The sequence below is a fragment of the Flavobacterium sp. genome, assembly GCF_044377315.1.
In the GTDB taxonomy this organism is placed as follows: Bacteria; Bacteroidota; Bacteroidia; order Flavobacteriales; family Flavobacteriaceae; genus Flavobacterium.
Genome location: NZ_JBILJG010000005.1, coordinates 59,041 through 80,903 on the forward strand (window position 1 = coordinate 59,041; position 21,863 = coordinate 80,903).

The following is a 21,863-nucleotide window of genomic DNA, read 5'->3' on the forward strand; positions in this document are numbered from 1 at the left end:
CATTAGAGCAATTTGAGAATATATTTTACATTCATTTACTTTTATTAACCTGTTAGGAATAAAAAATTGGAAAAAAAGCGGTAGTAGCTTCTAAAGAATAATTTTTATCTTTGCCAAATGCGAATAGATATCATTACCATTTTACCAGAATTACTGCGAAGTCCTTTTGAAGCATCAATTATGAAACGTGCTATTGATAAAGGCTTAGTGGAAGTTCATTTTCATAATTTGAGAGATTATACAACCAATAAACAGAAATCGGTTGATGATTATCCTTTTGGTGGAGGTGCTGGAATGGTGATGATGGTGCAACCTATTGACGCTTGTATTACTCATTTGAAAAGTCAACGTGACTATGATGAAGTTATTTATATGTCGCCTGATGGAGAAACACTTAACCAAAAAATGGCCAATACAGCATCGATGTACGAAAACATAATTATTTTGTGCGGGCATTATAAAGGTGTTGATCAACGCGTTCGCGACCATTTTATTACCAAAGAAATTTCGATTGGTGATTATGTATTAAGTGGTGGCGAAATTGGAGCCATAGTTTTTTGCGATGCTATAATTAGATTAATTCCTGGTGTTTTGAGTGATGAAACCTCAGCTTTGACCGATAGTTTTCAAGACGGATTACTTTCGGGACCAATATATACAAGACCTGCCGAATACAAAGGATGGAAAGTGCCCGAAGTTTTAACCAGCGGACATTTTGCCAAAATTGACAAATGGCGAGAAGATATGGCGTTTGAACATACTAAGAATAGACGACCTGATTTGTTGGAAGATTAGTCACAGTTGACAGTCGCAGTAATCAGTATAAAACTGTAAACTGAAAACTGAGACTGAAAACTAAAATGAAAAGTTGTTTATTTAAAATAAAGTTGTAAATTTGCACCCACATTTGACCAACCTCTGGCGAAAACCGCGAATGTTGCTCAGATTTTAAACCATAATTAGCAATTAAAATGGCAAATTTAGTAGATTTCGTTAATAGCGAATTTGTAACAAGAAAAGATTTCCCTGTATTTGGAGCTGGTGATACTATCACAGTTTACTACGAAATTAAAGAGGGTGAAAAAACAAGAACTCAGTTTTTTAAAGGAGTGGTTATTCAAAGAAGAGGTTCTGGATCTACAGAAACTTTCACAATCCGTAAAATGTCTGGTGCAATTGGTGTAGAGCGTATCTTCCCAGTAAACTTACCAGCTTTACAAAAAATTGAAATTAACAAGAAAGGTGCTGTACGTAGAGCAAGAATTTTCTACTTCAGAGAACTTACTGGTAAAAAAGCAAAAATTAAAGATAAAAGAAGATAATTCTTTTTTCACAATTTATAGAAAGTCTCGATTCGTTCGAGACTTTTTTTATACAAAAATAGCGGGTTCAAATTATCAAATTCGTAATTTAAAAACCTTAAAATCGTAATTTAATAATTCAATCGATTTCGTACCTAAAGTATTTATTTTAAAGGTTTAAATTCTATATATTTGTTTCCGCTATTTTTTTTAAAACAAACAAACAAAACACAATTAATATGGCAAAAATTAAAGTAGCCAATCCAGTAGTCGAATTGGATGGCGATGAAATGACACGAATTATTTGGCGATTTATTAAAGACAAATTAATCCTTCCTTATTTAGATTTAGATATCAAATACTACGATTTAGGCATAGAAAGTAGAGAAGCTACCAAAGACCAAATTACAATAGACTCTGCCGAAGCAATAAAAAAATATAATGTTGGTATCAAATGCGCTACTATCACTCCAGACGAAGAGCGCGTAAAAGAATTCAACTTATCAGAAATGTGGAAATCGCCAAACGGAACCATTCGTAATATAGTGGGCGGAACTGTTTTTCGTGAGCCAATTATTATGCGCAATGTACCAAGATATGTTCAAGGTTGGACAAAACCAATCGTTATAGGGCGTCACGCTTTTGGAGATCAATATAAAGCTACTGATAAAGTTATTAAAGGAAAAGGTACTTTAACCATGTCATTTACAAACGAAGCTGGAGAAACTACTGAATGGAAAGTTTATGACTTCAAAGGTGATGGTGTAGCCATGTCAATGTACAATACTGACGAAAGTATATACGGATTTGCTCATTCTTCTTTTCAAATGGCGTTGACAAAAAAATGGCCATTATATCTTTCTACTAAAAACACAATCTTGAAAGCATACGACGGAAGATTTAAAGATATTTTTGAAGAAGTTTTTCAACAACACTACAAAGCCGATTTTGATGCAAACGGAATGGTTTACGAACACAGACTTATTGACGACATGGTTGCATCTGCAATGAAATGGAACGGTGGATTTGTTTGGGCTTGTAAAAACTATGATGGTGATGTTCAATCAGATACTGTTGCGCAAGGTTTCGGCTCACTAGGATTAATGACTTCTGTATTAGTAACTCCAGATGGAAAAACAGTTGAAGCCGAAGCAGCTCACGGAACGGTAACACGTCACTACAGAATGCACCAACAAGGAAAAGCAACTTCTACCAACCCAATTGCCTCAATCTTTGCTTGGACAAGAGGTTTAGAACATAGAGGAAAATTAGATGGAAATCAAGACTTAATTAATTTCTGTAATGCTTTAGAGCAAGTTTGTATAGACACAGTTGAATCTGGAAAAATGACCAAAGATTTAGCAATGCTAGTAAAACCAAAAGGTTTAACAGATGCTGATTACCTAACAACAGAAGCTTTCTTAGAAGCGATTAAAACCAACTTAGACAATAAATTAGGATAATTTTTTTCTAAAATTAATACTAAAAGACAATCAGCAATGGTTGTCTTTTTTTTTACTTAACTATACATTAACATTCATTATGTAACAAAATTGGCTATTTTTCGTCAAATTTGCAGTACAAAACCAAAGTCATGATTTTTAAAAAAATTATTCCCTTCATTTTAATTCTATTTATTTCAAATCTGGGATTTTCTCAAGAAAAATTTACGCTTAGCGGAACCATTTCCGATGCCAGCAGCAACGAAACATTAATTGGTGTAAATATTATTGCCAAAGACACCAAACTCTACGCAACCACCAACGAATATGGGTTTTACTCGCTAACATTACCCAAAGGTGATTATGAAATTCTAATCAGTTATGTAGGTTTTACAACTATTTCTGAAGCAATTTCTTTGAATCAAAATACCAAAAGAAATTTTTCACTTCAAGAATCTGGTCAAGAGTTGAAAGAAGTTGTGGTTACTTCAGAAAAGACAAAAGCCAACATTCGTAAACCAGAAATGAGTGTTAACAAACTCTCAATTAGCACGATAAAACAAATGCCTGTTGTAATGGGAGAAGTTGATGTTATAAAATCAATTCTGTTTTTGCCAGGTGTTACCAATGCTGGCGAAGGTCAATCGGGTTTTAATGTTCGTGGTGGTGGTGCCGATCAAAATTTAATTTTGTTAGACGAAGCAACTATTTTCAATTCATCACACGTTTTTGGCTTCTTCTCGGTTTTTAACCCAGATGCCATCAAAGATTTGAAATTATACAAAGGTGGAATACCTTCTAAATTTGGCGGTCGTGCATCTTCAGTTTTAGATATATACCAAAAAGATGGAAACAGTAAAGATTTTCACATCAATGGCGGAATTGGATTAATTACCAGTAGAATTCTTGCCGAAGGTCCAATTGTTAAAGACAAAGGCTCTTTCCTTGTTGGTGGACGTGGATCTTATGCGCATTTATTTTTGAAACTTTCTGACAATAAAAATACTGCTTATTTTTATGATTTAAATACCAAGTTAAACTACAAATTAGATAAAAATAATAGCTTATATCTATCAGGCTATTTTGGTCGTGATATTTTTTCACTAAACAAAACGTTTACTAATACTTATGGAAATTCAACATTAAATCTGCGTTGGAATCATCTTTTTAATGACAAATTATTTTCAAATTTATCGCTAATTTATAGTGATTATTACTATGGATTAACACTTGATTTCATTGGCTTCAATTGGGATTCTGGAATCAAAAATTATAATTTAAAATACGATTTCAAACATTATTTATCCAATGATATAAAACTAAATTATGGTTTCAATGGAACTTATTACGATTTCAATCCAGGAACCATCGAGCCAATTGACGAAACTTCTAATATAAACTTTAAACAATTAGACAAAAAATACGCTTTTGAACCAGCATTATATCTCGAAGCCGAACAAAAACTTACAGACAAATTAGCTTTTAATTATGGCTTACGCTACAGCTTTTTTTACAGATTAGGAAATTCAACTGTAAACTTATACGAAAATAACCAACCTGTTGTCTATGATGCCGAGACAAAAGTTTATGAGAAAGCTAAACCAATTGGTACTACTTATTTTGGAAAAAACAAAACTATTGCCAGTTTCGACAACTTCGAACCACGTTTTTCAGCAGCTTATGAATTGAATGAAAATCAATCGGTGAAAGCTAGTTATAATCGAATGGTACAATACCTTCAACTGGTTTCAAATACGGCTTCTCCTACTCCACTTGATGTTTGGATGCCAAGTGATAATTATATCAAACCTCAAATTGCCGATCAAGTGGCTGTTGGTTATTTCAATAATTTCAAAGAAGACGTTTATACTGTGGAAGTTGAAAGTTTTTATAAAACAATCAAAAACAGAATGGATTATATTGATGGCGCTAATTTGATTGCCAACGAAGCTATTGAACAAGTTATTCTTAACGGAGAAATGCGTTCGTATGGACTTGAATTCATGCTTCGCAAAAACACTGGTAATTTGAGTGGTTGGATTGCTTATACTTTATCAAAATCGCAACAAAAAACACCAGGAAGAACCGCTGACGAAATCGGAATAAATAATGGAGAATGGTATCGTTCTGCTTATGACAAAACTCACAATTTAGCAATAACTGGAAGTTATAAACTGAACGAAAAATGGAATTTTGGAGCCAACTTCACGCTGCAAACTGGTCAACCTGTAACCTATCCTAACGGGCAATATACTTACCAAGGCATTACTGTTCCAAGTTACGGAATACGAAATAAAAATAGCCTACCAGCCTACCATCATCTAGATGTTGCAGCAACACTAACACCTAAAAGTAGTAAAACAAAAAAATGGAAAGATGAATGGGTTTTTAGTATTTATAATATCTACAGTCGCAAAAATGCTGCTTCCATAAGTTTCCGAGAAAATACTGAAACTGGAAACAATGAAGCATCAAGATTATCTATTTTTGGAATTGTTCCTTCCGTTTCTTATAATTTTAAATTCTAATAGTATGAAAAATATAAAACTATATATTGTCCTTATTTTAACTTCAATTTCAATACTAAGCTGTGAAGATGTTATCAATGTCGATTTAGATACTGCCAATCCAAAACTGGTTATCGATGCTTCGCTAAAATGGCAAAAAGGCGAAACAGGAAATCTTCAAACAATAAAGCTTTCAACTACTACTGATTTTTATTCTAATACAATTCCACCAGTTACTGGTGCAACGGTTTCTGTTATAAATCTATCTTCAGATATTACTGTAATTTATATTTTTAACGAAACTGCTCCTGGAACTTATGTATGCACTAATTTTAATCCAATTATAAACAACGAATACCAACTAACAGTTGTTAATAATGGTGAAACTTACAAAGCAACTTCCAAACTAATGCCGACACCAGTAATCGAATTTGACAAACAAACCATGATTCCAGGTTTTGGTGGCGATGAAATAGTTGAAGTAAAATTTTATTTTGTTGACAACGGTGACGAAGATAATTTTTACCTTGTTGGAGCCAAAAACAGTAACATTGTATATACCGAATATAGCGTAATTACAGATGAGTTTTTTCAAGGAAACATGATGTTTGGCGTTTATATTGATGATAAATTAAAAGCTGGCGATGTAATCGATTATTCATTACAAGGAATTACCGAAAAATATAGTAATTATATGAACAAACTTTTAAGTATTTCTGGTAGCGGCGGCGGAGGTCCTTTTTCAACTCCACCGGCAACTCTTCGTGGAAATATTGTAAACCAAAATAATGCAGACAATTATCCACTAGGTTACTTTCACTTATCAGAAATTGATACAGGCTCTTATACTATTGAGTAGCTAATCAAGCTATTCATTCCAAGAAAACCTTGTTATAAGAAGTTTTCTATATTTCTTCAAGAGCTTCCGTTGGTCGCTTTGAAAAAATAAGAAAAACTAAACTTATGACAAGGTTTTGCTTTCCATTACTATCTCGGCTAAAAATTCAAACTTCAAATTATGAAATCGCCATTAACTACAAGTTTGCGTAAGCAAACACCAATGATTAAAAAGCGATACCAAATGTTACCTCAAAAAAATAAAATTTAAACATTTGAAATCATATAATTAAGTTCGTAATTTGCACTCATAAAAAATCTAAAATCACAAATCCTAAATCATAATGTCTTCCCACCACATTGTTCGCGACGACCAAGAACCAGCATTAATTATTGCCAATGGTGCTGCATGCAGTTATGAGTTATTAGGACAATTATTAGAATGGTCACCAATTGTGATAGTTCTAGACAACGCAATCGACCGCGTTTTACAATTAGACATAAAAATAGATGTTTTACTAGGCGATTTCGATGATAATTTTAATCCAGAACTCTACAAAGAAAAACAGTTTCCACTAGAAATTATACATACACCCAACCAAGACAAAACCGATTTAGAAAAAGCCTTTGACTATTTAATAGAAAAAGGACACAAAGCCGTAAATGTTGTATGGGCAACGGGTAAAAGAGCCGATCATACTATCACAAATATCACCAATATTGTAAGTTACAGAAATAAATTGAAAATTGTTATTCTAGACGATTACTCAAAAGTGTATTTATTACCAACAAAATTTGAAAAATGGTACACTGCAAAAACACCAATTTCTCTTATTCCGATTGGAAAAGTAACAGGAATAACAACCGAAAACTTATTTTACCCATTAAAGAATGAAGAACTTACAATAGGTTACCGAACTGGTAGTAGCAACCACGTAATAGAAGATGGAATTGTAAAAATCGAACATATAGAAGGTGACTTGCTACTAATGGAATGTTGGGATTAATTAAATAATAAAATGAACTTATCTACCTATACAAAAGAGTTTTCATACAACCTTAAACTGGCTTATCCAGTTATTCTAGGAATGGTTGGCCATACTTTAATAGCAATTGTCGATAATATTATGGTGGGCAAGTTAGGTTCAACTGAACTAGCTGCTGTTTCATTAGGAAACAGTTTAATTTTTGTAGCTATGTCAATAGGTATCGGATTTTCAACAGCCATAACGCCAATAATTGCCGAAGCGGATGCCGAAAACAAAAAGGGTAAAATACGATTGGTTTTTCACAACGGGTTATTTTTATGCACCATTTTAGGTTTTGTACTTTTCGGGTTAGTTGTAATTGCCAAACCAATTATGGAATTGTTACAACAACCAAAAGAAGTAATAACCTTAGCCAAGCCCTATCTTGATTGGGTTGCTTTTTCGCTTGTTCCTCTTATTATATATCAGGGTTATAAACAATTTGCAGACGGATTATCATTGACTAAATATTCGATGTATGCAATTGTATCGGCAAATATTATACATGTCTTTTTTAATTATGTTTTAATATATGGCGTTTGGGGTTTTCCAAAAATGGGAATCATCGGTGCCGGTTTAGGAACGGTAATTTCTCGTATAGCTATGGTTGTTTTTATGCACTTTATTTTAGCCAAACAAGAAAAACTAAAAAACTATTTTCAAGGTTTCAGTTTTAATGAAATCAAAAAAGAAACTATCTCTAAAATTGTCAACCTAGGATTTCCATCTGCAATGCAAATGCTTTTTGAAGTGGTACTTTTTACAGCTGCTATTTGGCTTTGTGGAAATATTGGAAAAACAAGTCAAGCCGCTAATCAAATTGCCTTGAGCTTAGCTTCAATGACTTTTATGTTTGCCATGGGATTAAGCGTTGTAGCCATGATTAGAGTTGGAAATCAAAAAGGAAATCAAGATTATAAAAATTTGGTAATTGTGGCACGTTCAATATTTTTATTAGCTATTTTTATCGAAATTATATTTGCCATATTGTTTGTGCTTTTACATAATTCATTGCCCTATATTTTTCTAAATATGGAAAATCAAGCGCAACTTATAGACAATAAAGAAGTTATTGCTATTGCTGCCAAGTTATTACTAGTAGCTGCGGTTTTTCAAATTTCAGACGGAATTCAAGTAGTAGTTCTTGGTGCTTTACGTGGTTTACAAGATGTAAAAATTCCAATGTATATAACTTTTGTAGCCTATTGGGTTATTGGCTTTCCTATTTCATACTATCTTGGCGAACATACATCCTTAAAAGCTGTTGGTGTTTGGATAGGACTTTTAGCAGGATTATCATTTGCAGCAATTTTTTTGTATATTCGCTTTCACTTTCTAACTAAAAATTTAATTAATACAAAATAATTTTATCATGATTCAACTTTTAAGAGGTGAGGAATTTAGAAAAATTTTTGTTCCAGAAAGCTTAAAATTAAATTATGCCATTTCTAATTATGGTCGTCTTGTAAGTTATACTGAAAACACTTTGGAAGGAAAAGAATTAAGAGGAAGTATGCTAGAGGGTTATAAAATATGGAAATATGCCGTATATACAGATGGTAAACGCAAAACAGTCCATATGTTTATGTACAGACTCGTTGCTATGTATTTCATCGAAAAAGCTCCAGATGATGAAAGACGATTTGTGCTTCATTTAGATTTTAACAAAGTTAATGACCATGTATCTAACCTAAAATGGGCAAATCAAAAAGAACTAACAGCACATCATAGCAAAAATCCTTTAGTTATTAAAGCTAAGCAATTTATAATCGAATATAATAAAAAAGCAGATGGTAGAAAACTAACTTCTACACAAGTTATTCGTATCAAAAAAATGTTAAAACGAGAAGACAACAAAACACGATTAACATTAATTGCCAAACAATTCAATATAAGTACACAACAACTTTGGCGCATAAGAACAGGCGAAAACTGGAGCCATCTTCAAGTTTAAAAATCTTTCATAACATCAAAAAAAAAAACAATGCAATTACCAAAATTTGTTCTAGGCGATAACACCGATTTTCCTGAAGATATTTTTATCATTCACCTTGATTATCCTCGTTTTATCATTAATCTAAAAGATGATGAAGTAGAGTTTATGGAAGAAGATGAAGATCTTGACGAAGCCGAACTTAATGCCGAAATGGAAAACTTGATTACTCTTGCCAACGAATTTTACGATAGAGAAATTCAACGATATGAAGAATAATTGGTTATGAATTTTATTAAAACAACGGAGCAATCATCCAAATACGAACATTTAGAAAAAATGTCGGTGGCCGAATTATTGCAAAATATCAACAACGAAGACAAAACCGTTCCATTAGCAGTTGAAAAAACCTTGCCTCAAATTGAGCCTTTGGTTACCAAAATTGTTGAGAAAATGAAATTGGGTGGAAGACTTTTCTATATAGGTGCTGGTACTTCTGGTCGATTAGGAATTGTCGATGCATCAGAATGCCCACCAACTTTCGGTGTTCCATTTGATTTAGTAAACGGAATTATAGCTGGTGGCGACAAGGCGATTCGTCGTGCAGTTGAAAACGCCGAAGACAATACAACACAAGCTTGGCTCGATCTGCAAGAACAAAACATTTCTTCAACTGATGTTGTAATCGGAATTGCAGCTTCTGGCACAACACCTTATGTTATCAAAGGTTTGGAAAAATGCAACGAAAATAACATCGTAACTGGTTGTATTACTTGCAACGAAGGAAGTCCATTAGCCTTGGTAGCCAACTTTCCAATAGTAGTTGTTGTAGGTCCAGAATTTGTTACTGGAAGTTCAAGAATGAAAGCAGGAACTGCTCAAAAGTTGTTGCTAAATATGATTTCAACAACAACCATGATACAACTCGGAAAAGTAAAAGGCAACAAAATGGTCGATATGCAACTAAGCAACGACAAATTGGTTGATAGAGGCGTAAAAATGATTATGAGCGAAATCACAGTTAGTTACGATGAAGCCGCAATACTGCTTTCAAAATATGGAAGCGTTCGAAAAGCTGTAGATAATTATAATTTGTAAAAAAATGTCAACCAATAGAACTGTTTTATCCAAAGGAATCAAATATTTAGTTTTTGCTTTACCACTACTTTTTATTGGTCCATCGGTAATTTATAACGCCTTTATCAATAAGCAAAATGTTTGGCATTATCTTGTTTTAGCAGTCGGAATTTTTCTTTCAGGATTAGCTGTTTATTTTATGTACAAAGGCTTACAAACTATTATGAAAGCATTATTTAATGATTAATTATGAACGAGCTTCTATACATCAACACCACTTTTGAAAAAGTAATTCTACTCGACGCCAAGATTACCAATCGCGAATTTGACGGTTGTACGTTCAAAAATTGTGATTTTTCTAATGCCAATTTTACCGAAACAACTTTTATAGATTGCGAGTTTATCGATTGCAATTTAGCAATGTCGAAACTCAAAAATGCAAGTCTAAAAACGGTAACTTTCAAAAACTGCAAATTACTAGGAATCGCTTTTCACGAATGCACCGATTTTTTATTCAGTGTTCATTTTCAAGATTCTACATTAGATTATGCTTCGTTTGTCAATAAAAAAATGCCCAAAACCAATTTCATTTCTTGTTCACTAAAAGAAGTAAATTTTATTGGATCCAATTTAGCCAATTCTGTTTTTGATAATTGCAATCTTATCAATGCCATTTTTAACGAAAGTGAACTTAAAGAAGTTGATTTTACCACTTCTCATAATTTCAAAATTGATCCCGAATTCAATTCGATAAAAAAAGCAAAATTTTCGTTGCAAGGGATACCGAATTTGTTAGACAAATATGATTTAAAAATAGAGTAATTTTAACAATTAATAAAAACTAAATGAAACCAATTCTTATCCTATTTTTGCTTACACTTATTTCTTGTATGCCCACTAAAACAGAATGCAATTGTACCGATTTTAAAACAGGTAAATTTGAATTTACTAAAGAAATTGATGGCAAAAAAATAACTTCAACATTCGAACGAACTGACAAACTTCAAGTTGAAAACTTTCAAGGGAAAACAGATTCTGCTTCGGTAAGATGGATTAATGATTGTGAATTTATTTTGCAAAAAATCAATCCTAAAAACAATACAGAAAAAAAAGCTATTAGTATGAAAATTGTTGCCACAAAAGAAAAAACATACACCTTTGAATTCTCGTTTGTAGGCGATGCAAAAAAACAACAAGGTTTTGTAACAAAACTTGACTAACTTACGTTTAACAACATTTACAAACTAAATTTAAAAACAAAATGCTCGAATTAATTTCAAACCCAAATGCTTGGATAGCTTTATTAACCCTAACTTTTTTAGAAATTATTTTAGGAATCGACAATATCGTTTTTCTATCAATCGTTTCAGGAAAATTGAAAGCCGAAGATCAACCAAAAGCCAGAAGAATCGGTTTATTGCTAGCAATGGTTTTTAGAATAATACTATTATTCGGAATTTCATGGGTTTTAAGTTTACAACAAATACTTTTACCAATCAATTGGGGCTTTTTTGAAGCACGAATTACGGGTCAAAGTCTTATTATTTTTGGTGGTGGATTGTTTTTGTTATATAAATCAGTTTCTGAAATTCATCACAAAATGGAAGGAGAAGAGGAAAGTGCTTCAGGAAAATCGGCTTCAAGTTTATCAAGTGCCGTTTTTCAAATTGCAATGCTAAACATTGTTTTCTCTTTCGATAGTATTTTGACAGCTATTGGAATGATAAGTATGAAATCGCCCGCAGAAGGTGGTTTTGGATATGAAGGAGCTATTGAAATTATGATCATCTCAATCGTAATTTCTATCGTTATCATGATGATATTTGCAGGGCCTGTTAGCAAGTTTGTAAATGAGCATCCTACTATTCAAATCCTTGGTTTGTCATTCTTAATCTTAATAGGTGTAATGCTTTTAGCTGAAGGTTCTCACTTAGCGCATTTCCGCTTTGGTTCTGATGTAGAAATACATAGCATTCCAAAAGGATACTTATATTTTGCCATTTTCTTCTCATTATTTGTAGAGTTTTTGAATATCAAAATGCGAAAAAACAGTAAACCTGTTGTATTGCATAATAACAAATTAGAAGATAAAAAATTGGAAGATTTTGATCTAAATAACTAGTTTTTTTTTAATTAAAAACGAATTACACAAATTTACACGAAGCAAAAATTCTAAAAAAAGATTTTCACAAATTAAAATTACTATCAGCAATTATTTGTGTACTAATAGAAGCTAACAATATGTACTAACTTCTGAAATTTGTGTCTAAAAATTGTAACTACTTTTATAAAAGCATTGTTAGAGAAAATTCTTTAATGATGCTTTTTCATTTTTATTTGGTTTAATTTTTCTAATTGTTTTGAATTTTGTTAGGTGTTTACTACCTTTCGCCCTATTATATCGTATAATTATAAACCTTACACATTTAAAAAAATGTCTGAAGAAAAGAATGATAACCTGCCTAGTAACGAAAATCTAGCAGATGGAAACCCTGAAAACAATGCTGTAGAAGCAACGACTCCTGAAATGCACGAAGTTGTAGAAACTGAAGAAACAACTTTAACAGAACAAATTGTCGAACCAGCTCCAAAAGTTGAAGCTACTAAAGAAGATAATATCGCTGAATTGACCGATGAGCAAGTAGCTGACGATTCGCTAAAAATAGTTGACAAAAGCATCATTGCTATCAATGAAATAGCTGCAACCAACGCTGCCGAAAGCGAAGATGAAACCATACGTCATGAAATTCCTATGGAAGATTATGAAGCCATGTCTATGGAAGCTCTTGTTGATACACTTGAAAAAATCGCTGAAAACGAGAAGGTGATGGCTGTAAAAGAGCACGTTGAAGAAATAAAAAAATCATTTTTGGCAAAATACCATCATTTTATTGATGAGAAAAAGGAAGAATTTAATGCCGAAAATCCAGATACAACTGAGGATTTTGAATATCATTTTCCACTAAAAACTAAGTTTGACCAAATATATTCTCATTACAGAGATAGAAAAAATAAACATTACAAAAGTTTACAATCTAATCTTGAAGCCAACCTTCAAAATCGATTGGTGCTTGTTGAAGAATTGAAAAACTTAGTCACAAATCCAGGAAATATTACTAATTCGCTTAAACAGCTAAACGACATTAGAGATCGTTGGAAAAATGCTGGCTCAATTCCTAAAGATAAATACAACCACGTTTGGAATAATTACCATTTTCATATGGAGAATTTCTATGACTTTCTTCACTTAGACAGAGAAGCTAGAGATATTGATTTCAAACATAATTTGGAACAAAAACAAAAAATTATTGCTCGTGTTGAAGAGTTAACACAAATGGAAGACGTGAACAAAGCCTTCCGTGAATTGCAAGATTTACACAAAATTTGGAAAGAAGAAATCGGTCCTGTTTCGAGAGAACACCGTGAGGAAATTTGGAATAAATTCAGCGAATTGACCAAAATTATGCACGACAAGCGCGAACTTATTTTCGAAAAATTGCGTGCTGGTGAAACTGAAAATTTAGAGAAAAAGAAAGCCATTATTGCCCAAATTGAAGTTTTAGCTACCGAAAAAGTAAATTCTCATGCACTTTGGGCAGCTCAAGTGGCAAAAGTAGAAGCGTTGCGCAACGAATTTTTCTCAACAGGAAAAGTTCCTAGCGAAGTAAACGAAGAAACTTGGTCGACATTCAAAACGGCGGTTCGTAATTTTAATACGCTTAAAAATTCTTTTTACAAAGACATTAAAAAAGATCAAACTGATAATTTGACCAAAAAACAAGCCTTAGTTACCAAAGCAGTTGAATTGCAAAACAGTACAGATTTTGCCGCAACTACGCCAATTATGAAACAAATTCAGGATGAATGGAAAACTATTGGTCATGTGCCAAGAAAATTCTCTGATAAAATTTGGGCTGAATTTAGAACGGCTTGCAATCATTATTTTGACAAATTAAAAGAAAACAAAACTGAAGAAAACACAGAAGAAGTTGAAGCATTCGAAAAGAAAAAAGAATACCTTGAAACTTTGCGTGCTTTTGAAATGACAGGCGATCACAAAACAGATTTAGATGCTATCAAAGCACATATCGAAAATTGGAAAGGCTTTGGTAAAGTTCCTTTTGGCAGAAGACATATCGAAGGAAAATTCAATAAAATATTAGATGTTTTATTCGAAAAATTAAGCTTGAGCAAAAAAGAAACCGACATGATGCGTTTCAACAATCGTATCGAGCAATTAGCTGGTTCTGACGATTCGAGAAAATTAGAAAACGAAAAAGTTTTCTTAATGCGTAAAATTGACGAAGTGCAGAGCGAAATTTTCCAATTGGAAAACAACATTCAGTTTTTTACCAATACAAAAAATGCCAAAAAAGAAAATTCAATTGTGTTAGAAGTACGTAAAAACATCGCAAAACACAAAGAAGAATTAGCGGTTTTAAAAGACAAATTAAAACAACTTCGCAATCTAAAAGCAGAATAGTTTTTTCTTTAAAATAATTCAGAAACCTCGAACGTATAGACTTCGGGGTTTTTTGTTAGATGTTAGATGATGGGTGTTGGATGTTAAATTATAGAAATCTACTTTCTGCAATCTAAACCAAAACTTCGTACCTCGTATTTCTAAACTCGAACCTTCACATGATATTTATCATTTTTTATTCAAATTGATAAAATTAAGTTTGTACCTTAAAAGATAGTATTTCATGTCCGTCTCCTTAATACAAAAATATAATGTTCCTGGTCCACGATACACAAGCTACCCTACTGTTCCTTACTGGAATGAAAATTTATTTTCTCTAGAAAACTGGAAAAAAACACTTAAAAACTCTTTTTACGAAAGCAATACTACCGAAGGCATCAGCGTTTACATACATTTGCCTTTTTGCGAAAGCCTTTGTACATTTTGCGGCTGTAACAAACGCATCACCAAACGTCACGAAGTAGAAAATCCTTATATTGAGGCAATTCTAAAAGAATGGAAATTATACTGCGATTTGCTTTCAGAACAACCTACTATTAAAGAAATTCATTTGGGCGGCGGCACACCCACTTTTTTTTCACAAAAAAATTTGACTACACTTATCAATGGTATTTTTAAAAGAGCCAAAAAAGCACGTAATCACGAGTTTAGTTTTGAAGGCCATCCAAATAATACAACTAGAGGACATTTACAAACTTTATATGACTTGGGATTTAGACGCGTAAGTTTTGGTGTTCAAGATTACTCAAGCAAAGTGCAGCAATCCATAAATCGTGTCCAACCGTTTCATAATGTAGCGAAAGTTACGTTTTGGGCAAAAGAAATTGGTTATACTTCTATTGGGCACGATTTAATTTTTGGTTTACCGTTCCAAACGCTTGAAGACGTTATGGATACTATTGATAAAACCAACTCTCTACAACCCGATCGCTTGGCGTTTTACAGTTATGCACATGTGCCATGGATAAAAGGCAACGGACAACGCGGTTTTAACGATGAAGATTTACCAATAGATGATGAAAAGCGTAAACTATACGAAGAAGGCAAAAAATTACTGAGTCAAAACGGTTACCATGAAATTGGAATGGATCATTTTGCACTTGCGAGTGACAGTATGTACCAATCTTTTTTAGATGAAAAACTGCACCGTAATTTTATGGGCTATACTTCGTCTAAAACGCAGGTTATGATTGGTTTGGGCGTTTCTTCTATTAGTGATAGTTGGTATAGTTTTGCACAAAATGTAAAAACAGTCGAAGAATACTACGCCAAATTGGAGCAAAACGAACTACCTGTTTACAGAGGACATTTGCTAACCAACGAAGATTTGATTATACGCAAACACATATTGAACCTAATGTGTCAATTTACCACTTCTTGGGAAGACAAAGAATTGTATTTTAATGAGTTGCCCTACATTATCCACCAGTTAAACGAAATGGAACACGACGGTTTGGTAAAAATAAGTAGCACTAGTATAACCGTAACCGAAAAAGGAAAACCCTTTGTACGCAACCTATGCATGGCATTTGACCTACGACTAAAACGTAAAGCACCCCAAACACAATTGTTCTCAATGACGGTTTAGAATTCTGTCTTATCAAAACTTCGTAAAACCTTGTGCCACAAAAATCGTTACACAAAGCTTCACAAAGCAATTGAAAACTTTATTTACTCAAATACATTTTTCTTCTGCTGTATAATTCGTAGAATTGATCATCTTTTAAATCATCAATAAACAAAATACTTTCTCCTGTTGATTTCATTTCTGGTCCGAGTGCTTTATTTACATCTTTAAATTTACTAAAAGAGAAAACGGGTTGCTTAATAGCATAACCTTTCAACTGAGGATTGAACGTAAAATCGGTTACTTTATTTTCGCCCAACATTACTTTGGTTGCGTAATTTACATAAGGTTCGCCATACGCTTTTGCAATAAACGGAACCGTTCTTGATGCTCTTGGATTGGCTTCGATGATGTAAACCGTATCATCTTTTATGGCAAATTGAATGTTGATTAAACCAACAGTTCGTAATGCCAAAGCAATCTTTTTAGTATGATCTTTTATTTGTTGCATCACAAATTCACCTAAATTAAACGGTGGCAAAGTCGCATTAGAATCACCTGAATGAATGCCGCAAGGTTCGATGTGTTCCATAATTCCGATGATGTACACATTTTCTCCATCACAAATAGCATCAGCTTCTGCTTCAATTGCGCCATCCAAATAATGGTCTAAAAGCAATTTATTTCCTGGAATCGATTTTAATAAATCAATTACGTGTTCTTCTAATTCTTGTTTGTTGATGACAATTTTCATTCCTTGTCCACCCAAAACATACGATGGGCGAACTAATAACGGAAAGTCTAAACTATCAGCCAATTTAGAAGCTTCATCAGCACTTTCAGCAATTCCAAACTTTGGAAACGGAATGTTCAATTCGGTTAACAATTCAGAAAAACGTCCTCTATCTTCGGCTAAATCTAGAGCATCGAATGAAGTTCCAAGAATTTTAATTCCATATTTAGATAATTTCTCTGCTAGTTTTAAAGCCGTTTGTCCACCAAGTTGTACAATTACACCTTCTGGTTTTTCGTGGCGAATGATGTCGTAAATGTGTTCCCAAAAAACGGGTTCGAAATACAATTTATCAGCGGTATCAAAATCGGTTGAAACAGTTTCTGGATTACAGTTTATCATGATGGTTTCATAACCACATTCTTTTGCTGCTAATACTCCATGAACACAAGAATAGTCAAACTCAATTCCTTGCCCAATTCTATTTGGTCCAGAACCTAAAACTACCACTTTCTTCTTATCAGTTACAATGCTTTCGTTTTGAACGTATCTTTCTCCGTTTGCTGTTTGAATTTCAGCTTCAAAAGTCGAGTAATAATAAGGTGTTTTTGCTTTAAATTCGGCAGCACATGTATCCACCAATTTATAAACACGTTTTATGTTCATTTCATCACGCAATTTATAAACCTGACTTTCCAAACAACCCAACATGTGAGCAATTTGTCTATCGCCGTATCCTTTTTGCTTTGCTTCGAGTAATAACTCTTTTGGCAAAGCATCAATTTTGTAGTTTGTAATTTCTCTTTCCAACGAATACAATTCTTCGTATTGTTTCAAAAACCACATATCGATTTTAGTAATTTCGTGAATTCTACTCAACGGAATTCCCATGGCAATGGCATCGTAAATTACAAAAACTCTATCCCAACTTGCGAAAGTTAATTTCTCGATAATTTGCTCGTAGTTTTTATAGCCTTTTCCGTCTGCTCCAAGTCCGTTTCTTTTAATTTCGAGCGATTGCGTTGCTTTGTGGAGCGCTTCTTGAAACGAACGACCAATTCCCATTACTTCTCCAACCGATTTCATTTGAAGTCCCAAAGTTCTGTCGGCACCTTCAAATTTGTCGAAATTCCAACGTGGTATTTTTACTATTACATAATCTAAAGTTGGTTCGAATAACGCCGAAGTTGATTTGGTAATTTGGTTTTGAAGTTCATCTAAGTTATAACCTAATGCTAATTTTGAAGCAATTTTTGCAATTGGATAACCTGTAGCTTTTGACGCTAATGCAGATGAACGCGAAACTCTCGGGTTGATTTCGATTGCAACAATGTCTTCTTTTTCGTCGGGCGAAACGGCGAATTGTACGTTACAACCTCCAGCGAAATTTCCTATGGAACGCATCATTAAAATGGCATAATCACGCATTTTTTGAAAAGTTGTGTCCGACAAAGTCATTGCTGGTGCAACCGTAATTGAATCACCTGTATGAATTCCCATAGGATCCATGTTTTCAATCGAACAGATGATTACTACATTATCGTTTTTATCGCGTAGAAGTTCTAATTCATATTCTTTCCAACCCATTAATGCCTTGTCAATCAAAACTTCATGAATAGGTGACATTTCTAAACCATAAGTTAACTTCTCGGCAAAATCTTCTTTTTTATATACAATTGCTGCTCCAGTTCCACCAAGTGTAAACGATGGTCGAATTACTAATGGAAAACCAAATTCTTGTGCAATTTCTTTACCTCTCAAAAACGAAGTACAGATTTCTGCAGGCGCAGATGGAACATTTATCTTCTTTAAAAGTTGTTTAAATTGTTCTCTATCTTCAGTAATGTTGATGGCATTAACATCAACTCCAATCATTTTTACATTAAAGTCTTGCCAAATTCCTTTTTCGTCGGCTTCTAGGCAAAGATTTAAAGCTGTCTGCCCACCCATTGTTGGAAGAACAGCATCAATTTGAGGATGTTCTTTTAGAATTTGGATAATTGATTTGGTTGTTAATGGCAATAAATAAACATGATCCGCCATACTTGGGTCGGTCATAATAGTTGCCGGATTGGAATTGATAAGGATTACTTCAATTCCTTCTTCACGAATAGAACGCGCTGATTGTGAACCTGCGTAGTCAAATTCACAAGCTTGTCCAATAACGATTGGACCTGAACCAATAATTAAAACCGATTTGATTGAATTGTCTTTTGGCATTGTAGTTAGTTTGTTGTTGTGTAAGATATAGCCCTAGCCCTGATAGCAGTGAAAATCCTTTTTATTTTTTCTTTAAAAATAAAAAGATTATAACGAATAGCAGGAAATAGCTCCTAAAACTTATTAAAATTTATAAACAGATTTAAAAAAAAGCCGCTACTAATAAAAGTAACGGCTTTATATTGATTAATTGTTAATCATTATTTTTTGTGTCTTGGTTCAGAAGATACAGTTAACTTATGTCTTCCTTTAGCTCTACGACGCGCAAGGACTTTTCTTCCATTTGCAGAAGCCATTCTGTCCATAAATCCGTGCTTATTTCTTCTTTTTCTTTTCGATGGTTGAAACGTTCTTTTGCTCATTGCTAATTATCTTTAAAAATCTTGATTTATTTTGTACTTATAGTTTACAAAGACTGTCTTTGTAAAACCGAGTGCAAATATACAAAGTCTTTTTTTTCTGGCAAGTAGTTTTTTAAAAATATTTTAAAATCCTTTTACTATCTTTGCAATCAAATAAAAACACCTATTATGTTTCACAGAAATATCAAACTAATTATTGCTGGACTTATTATAATTGCTGGCATTTGGCAAATGACGGAAGGTTATATTGGCAATGGAATTTTCCTTATTATATTGTCGGCTCTTCCTATTTTTCTTTACTTTAAAAACGAATTTATCCTTTTGGCTTTCCTAAAATTGAGAAAACAGGATTTTCCTGGCGCTCAAAAATGGCTAACTTACATCAAAAATCCGGAAACGGCATTGGTACAAAAACAACAAGGTTATTTTAATTACTTACACGGAATTATGTTATCGCAAACAAATTTGACACAATCGGAGAAATATTTCAAAAAAGCGATTGAGTTGGGTTTGAATATGGATATGGACTTAGCTGTAGCAAAATTAAATTTGGCTGGATTGGCAATGACTAGAAGAAGAAAATTGGAAGCTACCAACCTTATTAATGAAGTAAAAAAGCTAGATAAACAAAATATGTTGGCTGATCAGGTAAAGATGATGAAAGAGCAATTGAAGAAGATTTAATTGTTTTGTAGCATATTTTAAAAAATAAAAAAAGTTCGCGATTGCGAACTTTTTTTATTTTTATACCACTTGAATACTAATATCCTTCTGTTGGGATTTCTATTTCGTATTTTTTCTTATTTGGATTTAGCAATTTTGTGTCTCTCAACCAAGGATTGTGAATTTTTAAAATCTTGTAATTAATTCCTTGACCGATTGCAAAACTTGCTAAATTCGTAATTGACGAATCAACCTCAACTTTTTTGGTTGGAATATAATTGTAAAGCTCTTCGCTAGAAATAGTAAAACCAAAATTTGTTGGAGTTTTCATAATTTCTTTCAATGCTAAAATTCGGAAAACGTATCTTGATGTTTCTTCATTTAGTAACAAATCATAATAACTTGCCACTTTTTGGCTTTCAATTTGTTTGTTTACACCAGCTGTTCCACCATTGTAAGCAGCTGCTGCCAATGTCCAATTTCCAAATTTTTCTTTAGCTTGAATTAGGTATTTACATGCTGCTTCTGTAGCTTTTTCAAGATGGTATCTTTCGTCAACGGTTTCTGTAACTTCCATACCGTTTTCTCTTGCTGTTGCTGGCATAAATTGCCAAATTCCTCTTGCTCCGGCAGGTGAAACAGCATTGGTCAAATTACTTTCGATTACGGCTAAATATTTAAAATCATCAGGAATACCATTTTTCTTTAAAATAGGTTCCATAATTGGAAAAATTCTGTTGGCTCGTTTCAATATTAGTATTGTTGACGAATGCAAATTAGCATTTACCAATAATTCTCTATCAAAACGTTCTCTAACATCTGAAATATTTAAAGGTGTTTTTTCTCCAGCAAAATCTACGCTTACTGGAAAATATTGTGTCGTACCTTGGCGTGTAATAGCGTTTTTTGTTTCTGTTGAAACCGAATGAATTAACGCACCACTAACTACTAGTAATCCTAAAATCAATCCTATTTTATTTCCTTTTATCATAGTTAGTTTATTTTGTATTTAGGTAAACTTACAAAAATCGAGCCGAAAGCCAAATTATTCTCCCAAAATTATTTTGGGCAAATTGGTATTAAACCATTTGTATTTATTCAAAATCATGGTGTGCGTTCCGCCTTTAACATTGATAAATTGTTTGATATTCTTGGCTGGAAAAACCTCATCGGCGTCACCATGAATATGAATTATTTCTGGATCGATTTTTATTCTTTTCCAACAAATCATTTGCTCAATAGCCCAATCTAAGTAGCTTTTATTGCGCATGTGAAGATATTTTTCATAGAGTTTTAATTTCTTTTTTAACATATCTCCAAAAGCATATTTGGTAAGCAATTCAACATCTTGCATCAAACCTGTTGGCAAAAGTTTATAGGCTTTTGTAGATTTAGCAATTTTCATTCTGTTAGGTAATTCTACATTAGAACGAACGCTCGAAATGATAATTACTTTTTTAGGATTGAGAAATTGTTTCATTTCTTGCACTAAAACACCTCCAAACGAAACTCCAATAAGAACTGCATTGTCATCATTAACTTTTTCAGCCATTCGTTTTGCATAACTTTTTAGTGATTCATTTCCAACGGGAAGCACCCATTCCAGTAGATGCACTTCAAAAGTTTCTGGTGGCAAATTGATATATTCAAAAATGGTTGGACTTGCCGCTAATCCAGGCATGAAGTAAACGGGAATTTTAGACATATTTT

At 33.1% G+C, this 21,863-nt stretch carries 21 protein-coding genes; 17 read left to right on the forward strand and 4 right to left on the reverse strand.

From position 1 onward, the window contains the following. Window positions 1-117: 117 nt before the first annotated feature. From trmD to hemN, 16 genes are all read left to right on the forward strand, one after another. Complete coding sequence (gene trmD, locus ACIQ66_RS02745; RefSeq protein ID WP_396211276.1) at window positions 118-795, forward strand: tRNA (guanosine(37)-N1)-methyltransferase TrmD; 678 nt, start codon at window positions 118-120, stop codon at window positions 793-795. A gap of 176 nt (window positions 796-971) precedes the next feature. Beyond that, window positions 972-1,322, forward strand: coding sequence for a 50S ribosomal protein L19 (gene rplS / locus ACIQ66_RS02750; protein ID WP_298175729.1), 351 nt, complete (start codon window positions 972-974; stop codon window positions 1,320-1,322). A gap of 218 nt (window positions 1,323-1,540) precedes the next feature. After that, window positions 1,541-2,764 carry an NADP-dependent isocitrate dehydrogenase gene (locus tag ACIQ66_RS02755; protein WP_396211277.1) on the forward strand — a complete coding sequence of 408 codons (1,224 nt, stop codon included), beginning with the start codon at window positions 1,541-1,543 and terminating at the stop codon, window positions 2,762-2,764. A gap of 131 nt (window positions 2,765-2,895) precedes the next feature. Then, window positions 2,896-5,271, forward strand: coding sequence for a TonB-dependent receptor domain-containing protein (locus ACIQ66_RS02760; RefSeq protein ID WP_396211278.1), 2,376 nt, complete (start codon window positions 2,896-2,898; stop codon window positions 5,269-5,271). 4 nt (window positions 5,272-5,275) lie between these two features. Continuing rightward, window positions 5,276-6,109: a DUF4249 family protein gene (locus ACIQ66_RS02765; protein WP_396211279.1), complete on the forward strand. Its 834-nt coding sequence runs from the start codon at window positions 5,276-5,278 to the stop codon at window positions 6,107-6,109. Window positions 6,110-6,431: 322 nt separating this feature from the next. Continuing rightward, a complete protein-coding gene (locus ACIQ66_RS02770; RefSeq protein ID WP_396211280.1) occupies window positions 6,432-7,094 on the forward strand; it encodes a thiamine diphosphokinase in 663 nt (220 codons plus the stop codon). Window positions 7,095-7,106: 12 nt separating this feature from the next. Next, a complete protein-coding gene (locus tag ACIQ66_RS02775; protein WP_396211281.1) occupies window positions 7,107-8,480 on the forward strand; it encodes an MATE family efflux transporter in 1,374 nt (457 codons plus the stop codon). 7 nt (window positions 8,481-8,487) lie between these two features. Next, complete coding sequence (locus tag ACIQ66_RS02780) at window positions 8,488-9,069, forward strand: hypothetical protein (protein WP_396211282.1); 582 nt, start codon at window positions 8,488-8,490, stop codon at window positions 9,067-9,069. Between the two features lie 30 nt (window positions 9,070-9,099). Beyond that, window positions 9,100-9,327 carry a hypothetical protein gene (locus ACIQ66_RS02785; protein ID WP_298175710.1) on the forward strand — a complete coding sequence of 76 codons (228 nt, stop codon included), beginning with the start codon at window positions 9,100-9,102 and terminating at the stop codon, window positions 9,325-9,327. 6 nt (window positions 9,328-9,333) lie between these two features. Then, window positions 9,334-10,146 carry an N-acetylmuramic acid 6-phosphate etherase gene (murQ, locus tag ACIQ66_RS02790; RefSeq protein ID WP_396211283.1) on the forward strand — a complete coding sequence of 271 codons (813 nt, stop codon included), beginning with the start codon at window positions 9,334-9,336 and terminating at the stop codon, window positions 10,144-10,146. A 4-nt stretch (window positions 10,147-10,150) separates the two neighbouring features. Further along, entirely contained in the window at window positions 10,151-10,372 is a 222-nt protein-coding gene (locus tag ACIQ66_RS02795; RefSeq protein ID WP_298175706.1) for a DUF6095 family protein, read from the forward strand. Window positions 10,373-10,374: 2 nt separating this feature from the next. Continuing rightward, on the forward strand, window positions 10,375-10,947 hold the full coding sequence (locus tag ACIQ66_RS02800; RefSeq protein ID WP_396211284.1) for a pentapeptide repeat-containing protein: 573 nt from the start codon (window positions 10,375-10,377) through the stop codon (window positions 10,945-10,947). A 23-nt stretch (window positions 10,948-10,970) separates the two neighbouring features. Continuing rightward, a complete protein-coding gene (locus tag ACIQ66_RS02805) occupies window positions 10,971-11,345 on the forward strand; it encodes a DNA topoisomerase IV (protein WP_396211285.1) in 375 nt (124 codons plus the stop codon). A gap of 41 nt (window positions 11,346-11,386) precedes the next feature. Continuing rightward, window positions 11,387-12,247, forward strand: coding sequence for a TerC family protein (locus tag ACIQ66_RS02810; protein ID WP_396211286.1), 861 nt, complete (start codon window positions 11,387-11,389; stop codon window positions 12,245-12,247). A gap of 312 nt (window positions 12,248-12,559) precedes the next feature. Then, window positions 12,560-14,608: a DUF349 domain-containing protein gene (locus tag ACIQ66_RS02815; RefSeq protein WP_396211287.1), complete on the forward strand. Its 2,049-nt coding sequence runs from the start codon at window positions 12,560-12,562 to the stop codon at window positions 14,606-14,608. Window positions 14,609-14,831: 223 nt separating this feature from the next. Next, entirely contained in the window at window positions 14,832-16,196 is a 1,365-nt protein-coding gene (hemN, locus tag ACIQ66_RS02820; protein ID WP_396211288.1) for an oxygen-independent coproporphyrinogen III oxidase, read from the forward strand. Between the two features lie 79 nt (window positions 16,197-16,275). Here hemN and carB read toward each other — a convergent pair whose 3' ends face one another. Both carB and rpmH read right to left on the reverse strand, forming a co-directional pair. Next, the gene (carB, locus tag ACIQ66_RS02825; RefSeq protein ID WP_396211289.1) at window positions 16,276-19,128 is read right to left on the reverse strand and encodes a carbamoyl-phosphate synthase large subunit; all 2,853 of its coding nucleotides are present in this window, start codon (window positions 19,126-19,128) and stop codon (window positions 16,276-16,278) included. A gap of 200 nt (window positions 19,129-19,328) precedes the next feature. Continuing rightward, window positions 19,329-19,490: a 50S ribosomal protein L34 gene (gene rpmH / locus ACIQ66_RS02830; RefSeq protein ID WP_008464848.1), complete on the reverse strand. Its 162-nt coding sequence runs from the start codon at window positions 19,488-19,490 to the stop codon at window positions 19,329-19,331. A gap of 168 nt (window positions 19,491-19,658) precedes the next feature. Here rpmH and ACIQ66_RS02835 point away from each other — a divergent pair, with 168 nt between their 5' ends. Continuing rightward, the gene (locus ACIQ66_RS02835; RefSeq protein WP_396211290.1) at window positions 19,659-20,174 is read left to right on the forward strand and encodes a DUF2892 domain-containing protein; all 516 of its coding nucleotides are present in this window, start codon (window positions 19,659-19,661) and stop codon (window positions 20,172-20,174) included. Between the two features lie 76 nt (window positions 20,175-20,250). Here ACIQ66_RS02835 and ACIQ66_RS02840 read toward each other — a convergent pair whose 3' ends face one another. Continuing rightward, window positions 20,251-21,144, reverse strand: coding sequence for a lytic transglycosylase domain-containing protein (locus tag ACIQ66_RS02840; protein WP_396211291.1), 894 nt, complete (start codon window positions 21,142-21,144; stop codon window positions 20,251-20,253). Between the two features lie 54 nt (window positions 21,145-21,198). Then, entirely contained in the window at window positions 21,199-21,858 is a 660-nt protein-coding gene (locus ACIQ66_RS02845; RefSeq protein ID WP_396211292.1) for an alpha/beta hydrolase, read from the reverse strand. Window positions 21,859-21,863: the final 5 nt, after the last annotated feature.

Excerpts from the sequence above, each read along its gene's own strand:
- trmD (WP_396211276.1), top strand. The coding sequence starts at position 118 with ATGCGAATAGATATCATTACCATTTTACCAGAATTACTGCGAAGTCCT.
- rplS (WP_298175729.1), top strand. The coding sequence starts at position 972 with ATGGCAAATTTAGTAGATTTCGTTAATAGCGAATTTGTAACAAGAAAA.
- ACIQ66_RS02755 (WP_396211277.1), top strand. The coding sequence starts at position 1,541 with ATGGCAAAAATTAAAGTAGCCAATCCAGTAGTCGAATTGGATGGCGAT.
- ACIQ66_RS02760 (WP_396211278.1), top strand. The coding sequence starts at position 2,896 with ATGATTTTTAAAAAAATTATTCCCTTCATTTTAATTCTATTTATTTCA.
- ACIQ66_RS02765 (WP_396211279.1), top strand. The coding sequence starts at position 5,276 with ATGAAAAATATAAAACTATATATTGTCCTTATTTTAACTTCAATTTCA.
- ACIQ66_RS02770 (WP_396211280.1), top strand. The coding sequence starts at position 6,432 with ATGTCTTCCCACCACATTGTTCGCGACGACCAAGAACCAGCATTAATT.
- ACIQ66_RS02775 (WP_396211281.1), top strand. The coding sequence starts at position 7,107 with ATGAACTTATCTACCTATACAAAAGAGTTTTCATACAACCTTAAACTG.
- ACIQ66_RS02780 (WP_396211282.1), top strand. The coding sequence starts at position 8,488 with ATGATTCAACTTTTAAGAGGTGAGGAATTTAGAAAAATTTTTGTTCCA.
- ACIQ66_RS02785 (WP_298175710.1), top strand. The coding sequence starts at position 9,100 with ATGCAATTACCAAAATTTGTTCTAGGCGATAACACCGATTTTCCTGAA.
- murQ (WP_396211283.1), top strand. The coding sequence starts at position 9,334 with ATGAATTTTATTAAAACAACGGAGCAATCATCCAAATACGAACATTTA.
- ACIQ66_RS02795 (WP_298175706.1), top strand. The coding sequence starts at position 10,151 with ATGTCAACCAATAGAACTGTTTTATCCAAAGGAATCAAATATTTAGTT.
- ACIQ66_RS02800 (WP_396211284.1), top strand. The coding sequence starts at position 10,375 with ATGAACGAGCTTCTATACATCAACACCACTTTTGAAAAAGTAATTCTA.
- ACIQ66_RS02805 (WP_396211285.1), top strand. The coding sequence starts at position 10,971 with ATGAAACCAATTCTTATCCTATTTTTGCTTACACTTATTTCTTGTATG.
- ACIQ66_RS02810 (WP_396211286.1), top strand. The coding sequence starts at position 11,387 with ATGCTCGAATTAATTTCAAACCCAAATGCTTGGATAGCTTTATTAACC.
- ACIQ66_RS02815 (WP_396211287.1), top strand. The coding sequence starts at position 12,560 with ATGTCTGAAGAAAAGAATGATAACCTGCCTAGTAACGAAAATCTAGCA.
- hemN (WP_396211288.1), top strand. The coding sequence starts at position 14,832 with ATGTCCGTCTCCTTAATACAAAAATATAATGTTCCTGGTCCACGATAC.
- carB (WP_396211289.1), bottom strand. The coding sequence starts at position 19,128 with ATGCCAAAAGACAATTCAATCAAATCGGTTTTAATTATTGGTTCAGGT.
- rpmH (WP_008464848.1), bottom strand. The coding sequence starts at position 19,490 with ATGAGCAAAAGAACGTTTCAACCATCGAAAAGAAAAAGAAGAAATAAG.
- ACIQ66_RS02835 (WP_396211290.1), top strand. The coding sequence starts at position 19,659 with ATGTTTCACAGAAATATCAAACTAATTATTGCTGGACTTATTATAATT.
- ACIQ66_RS02840 (WP_396211291.1), bottom strand. The coding sequence starts at position 21,144 with ATGATAAAAGGAAATAAAATAGGATTGATTTTAGGATTACTAGTAGTT.
- ACIQ66_RS02845 (WP_396211292.1), bottom strand. The coding sequence starts at position 21,858 with ATGTCTAAAATTCCCGTTTACTTCATGCCTGGATTAGCGGCAAGTCCA.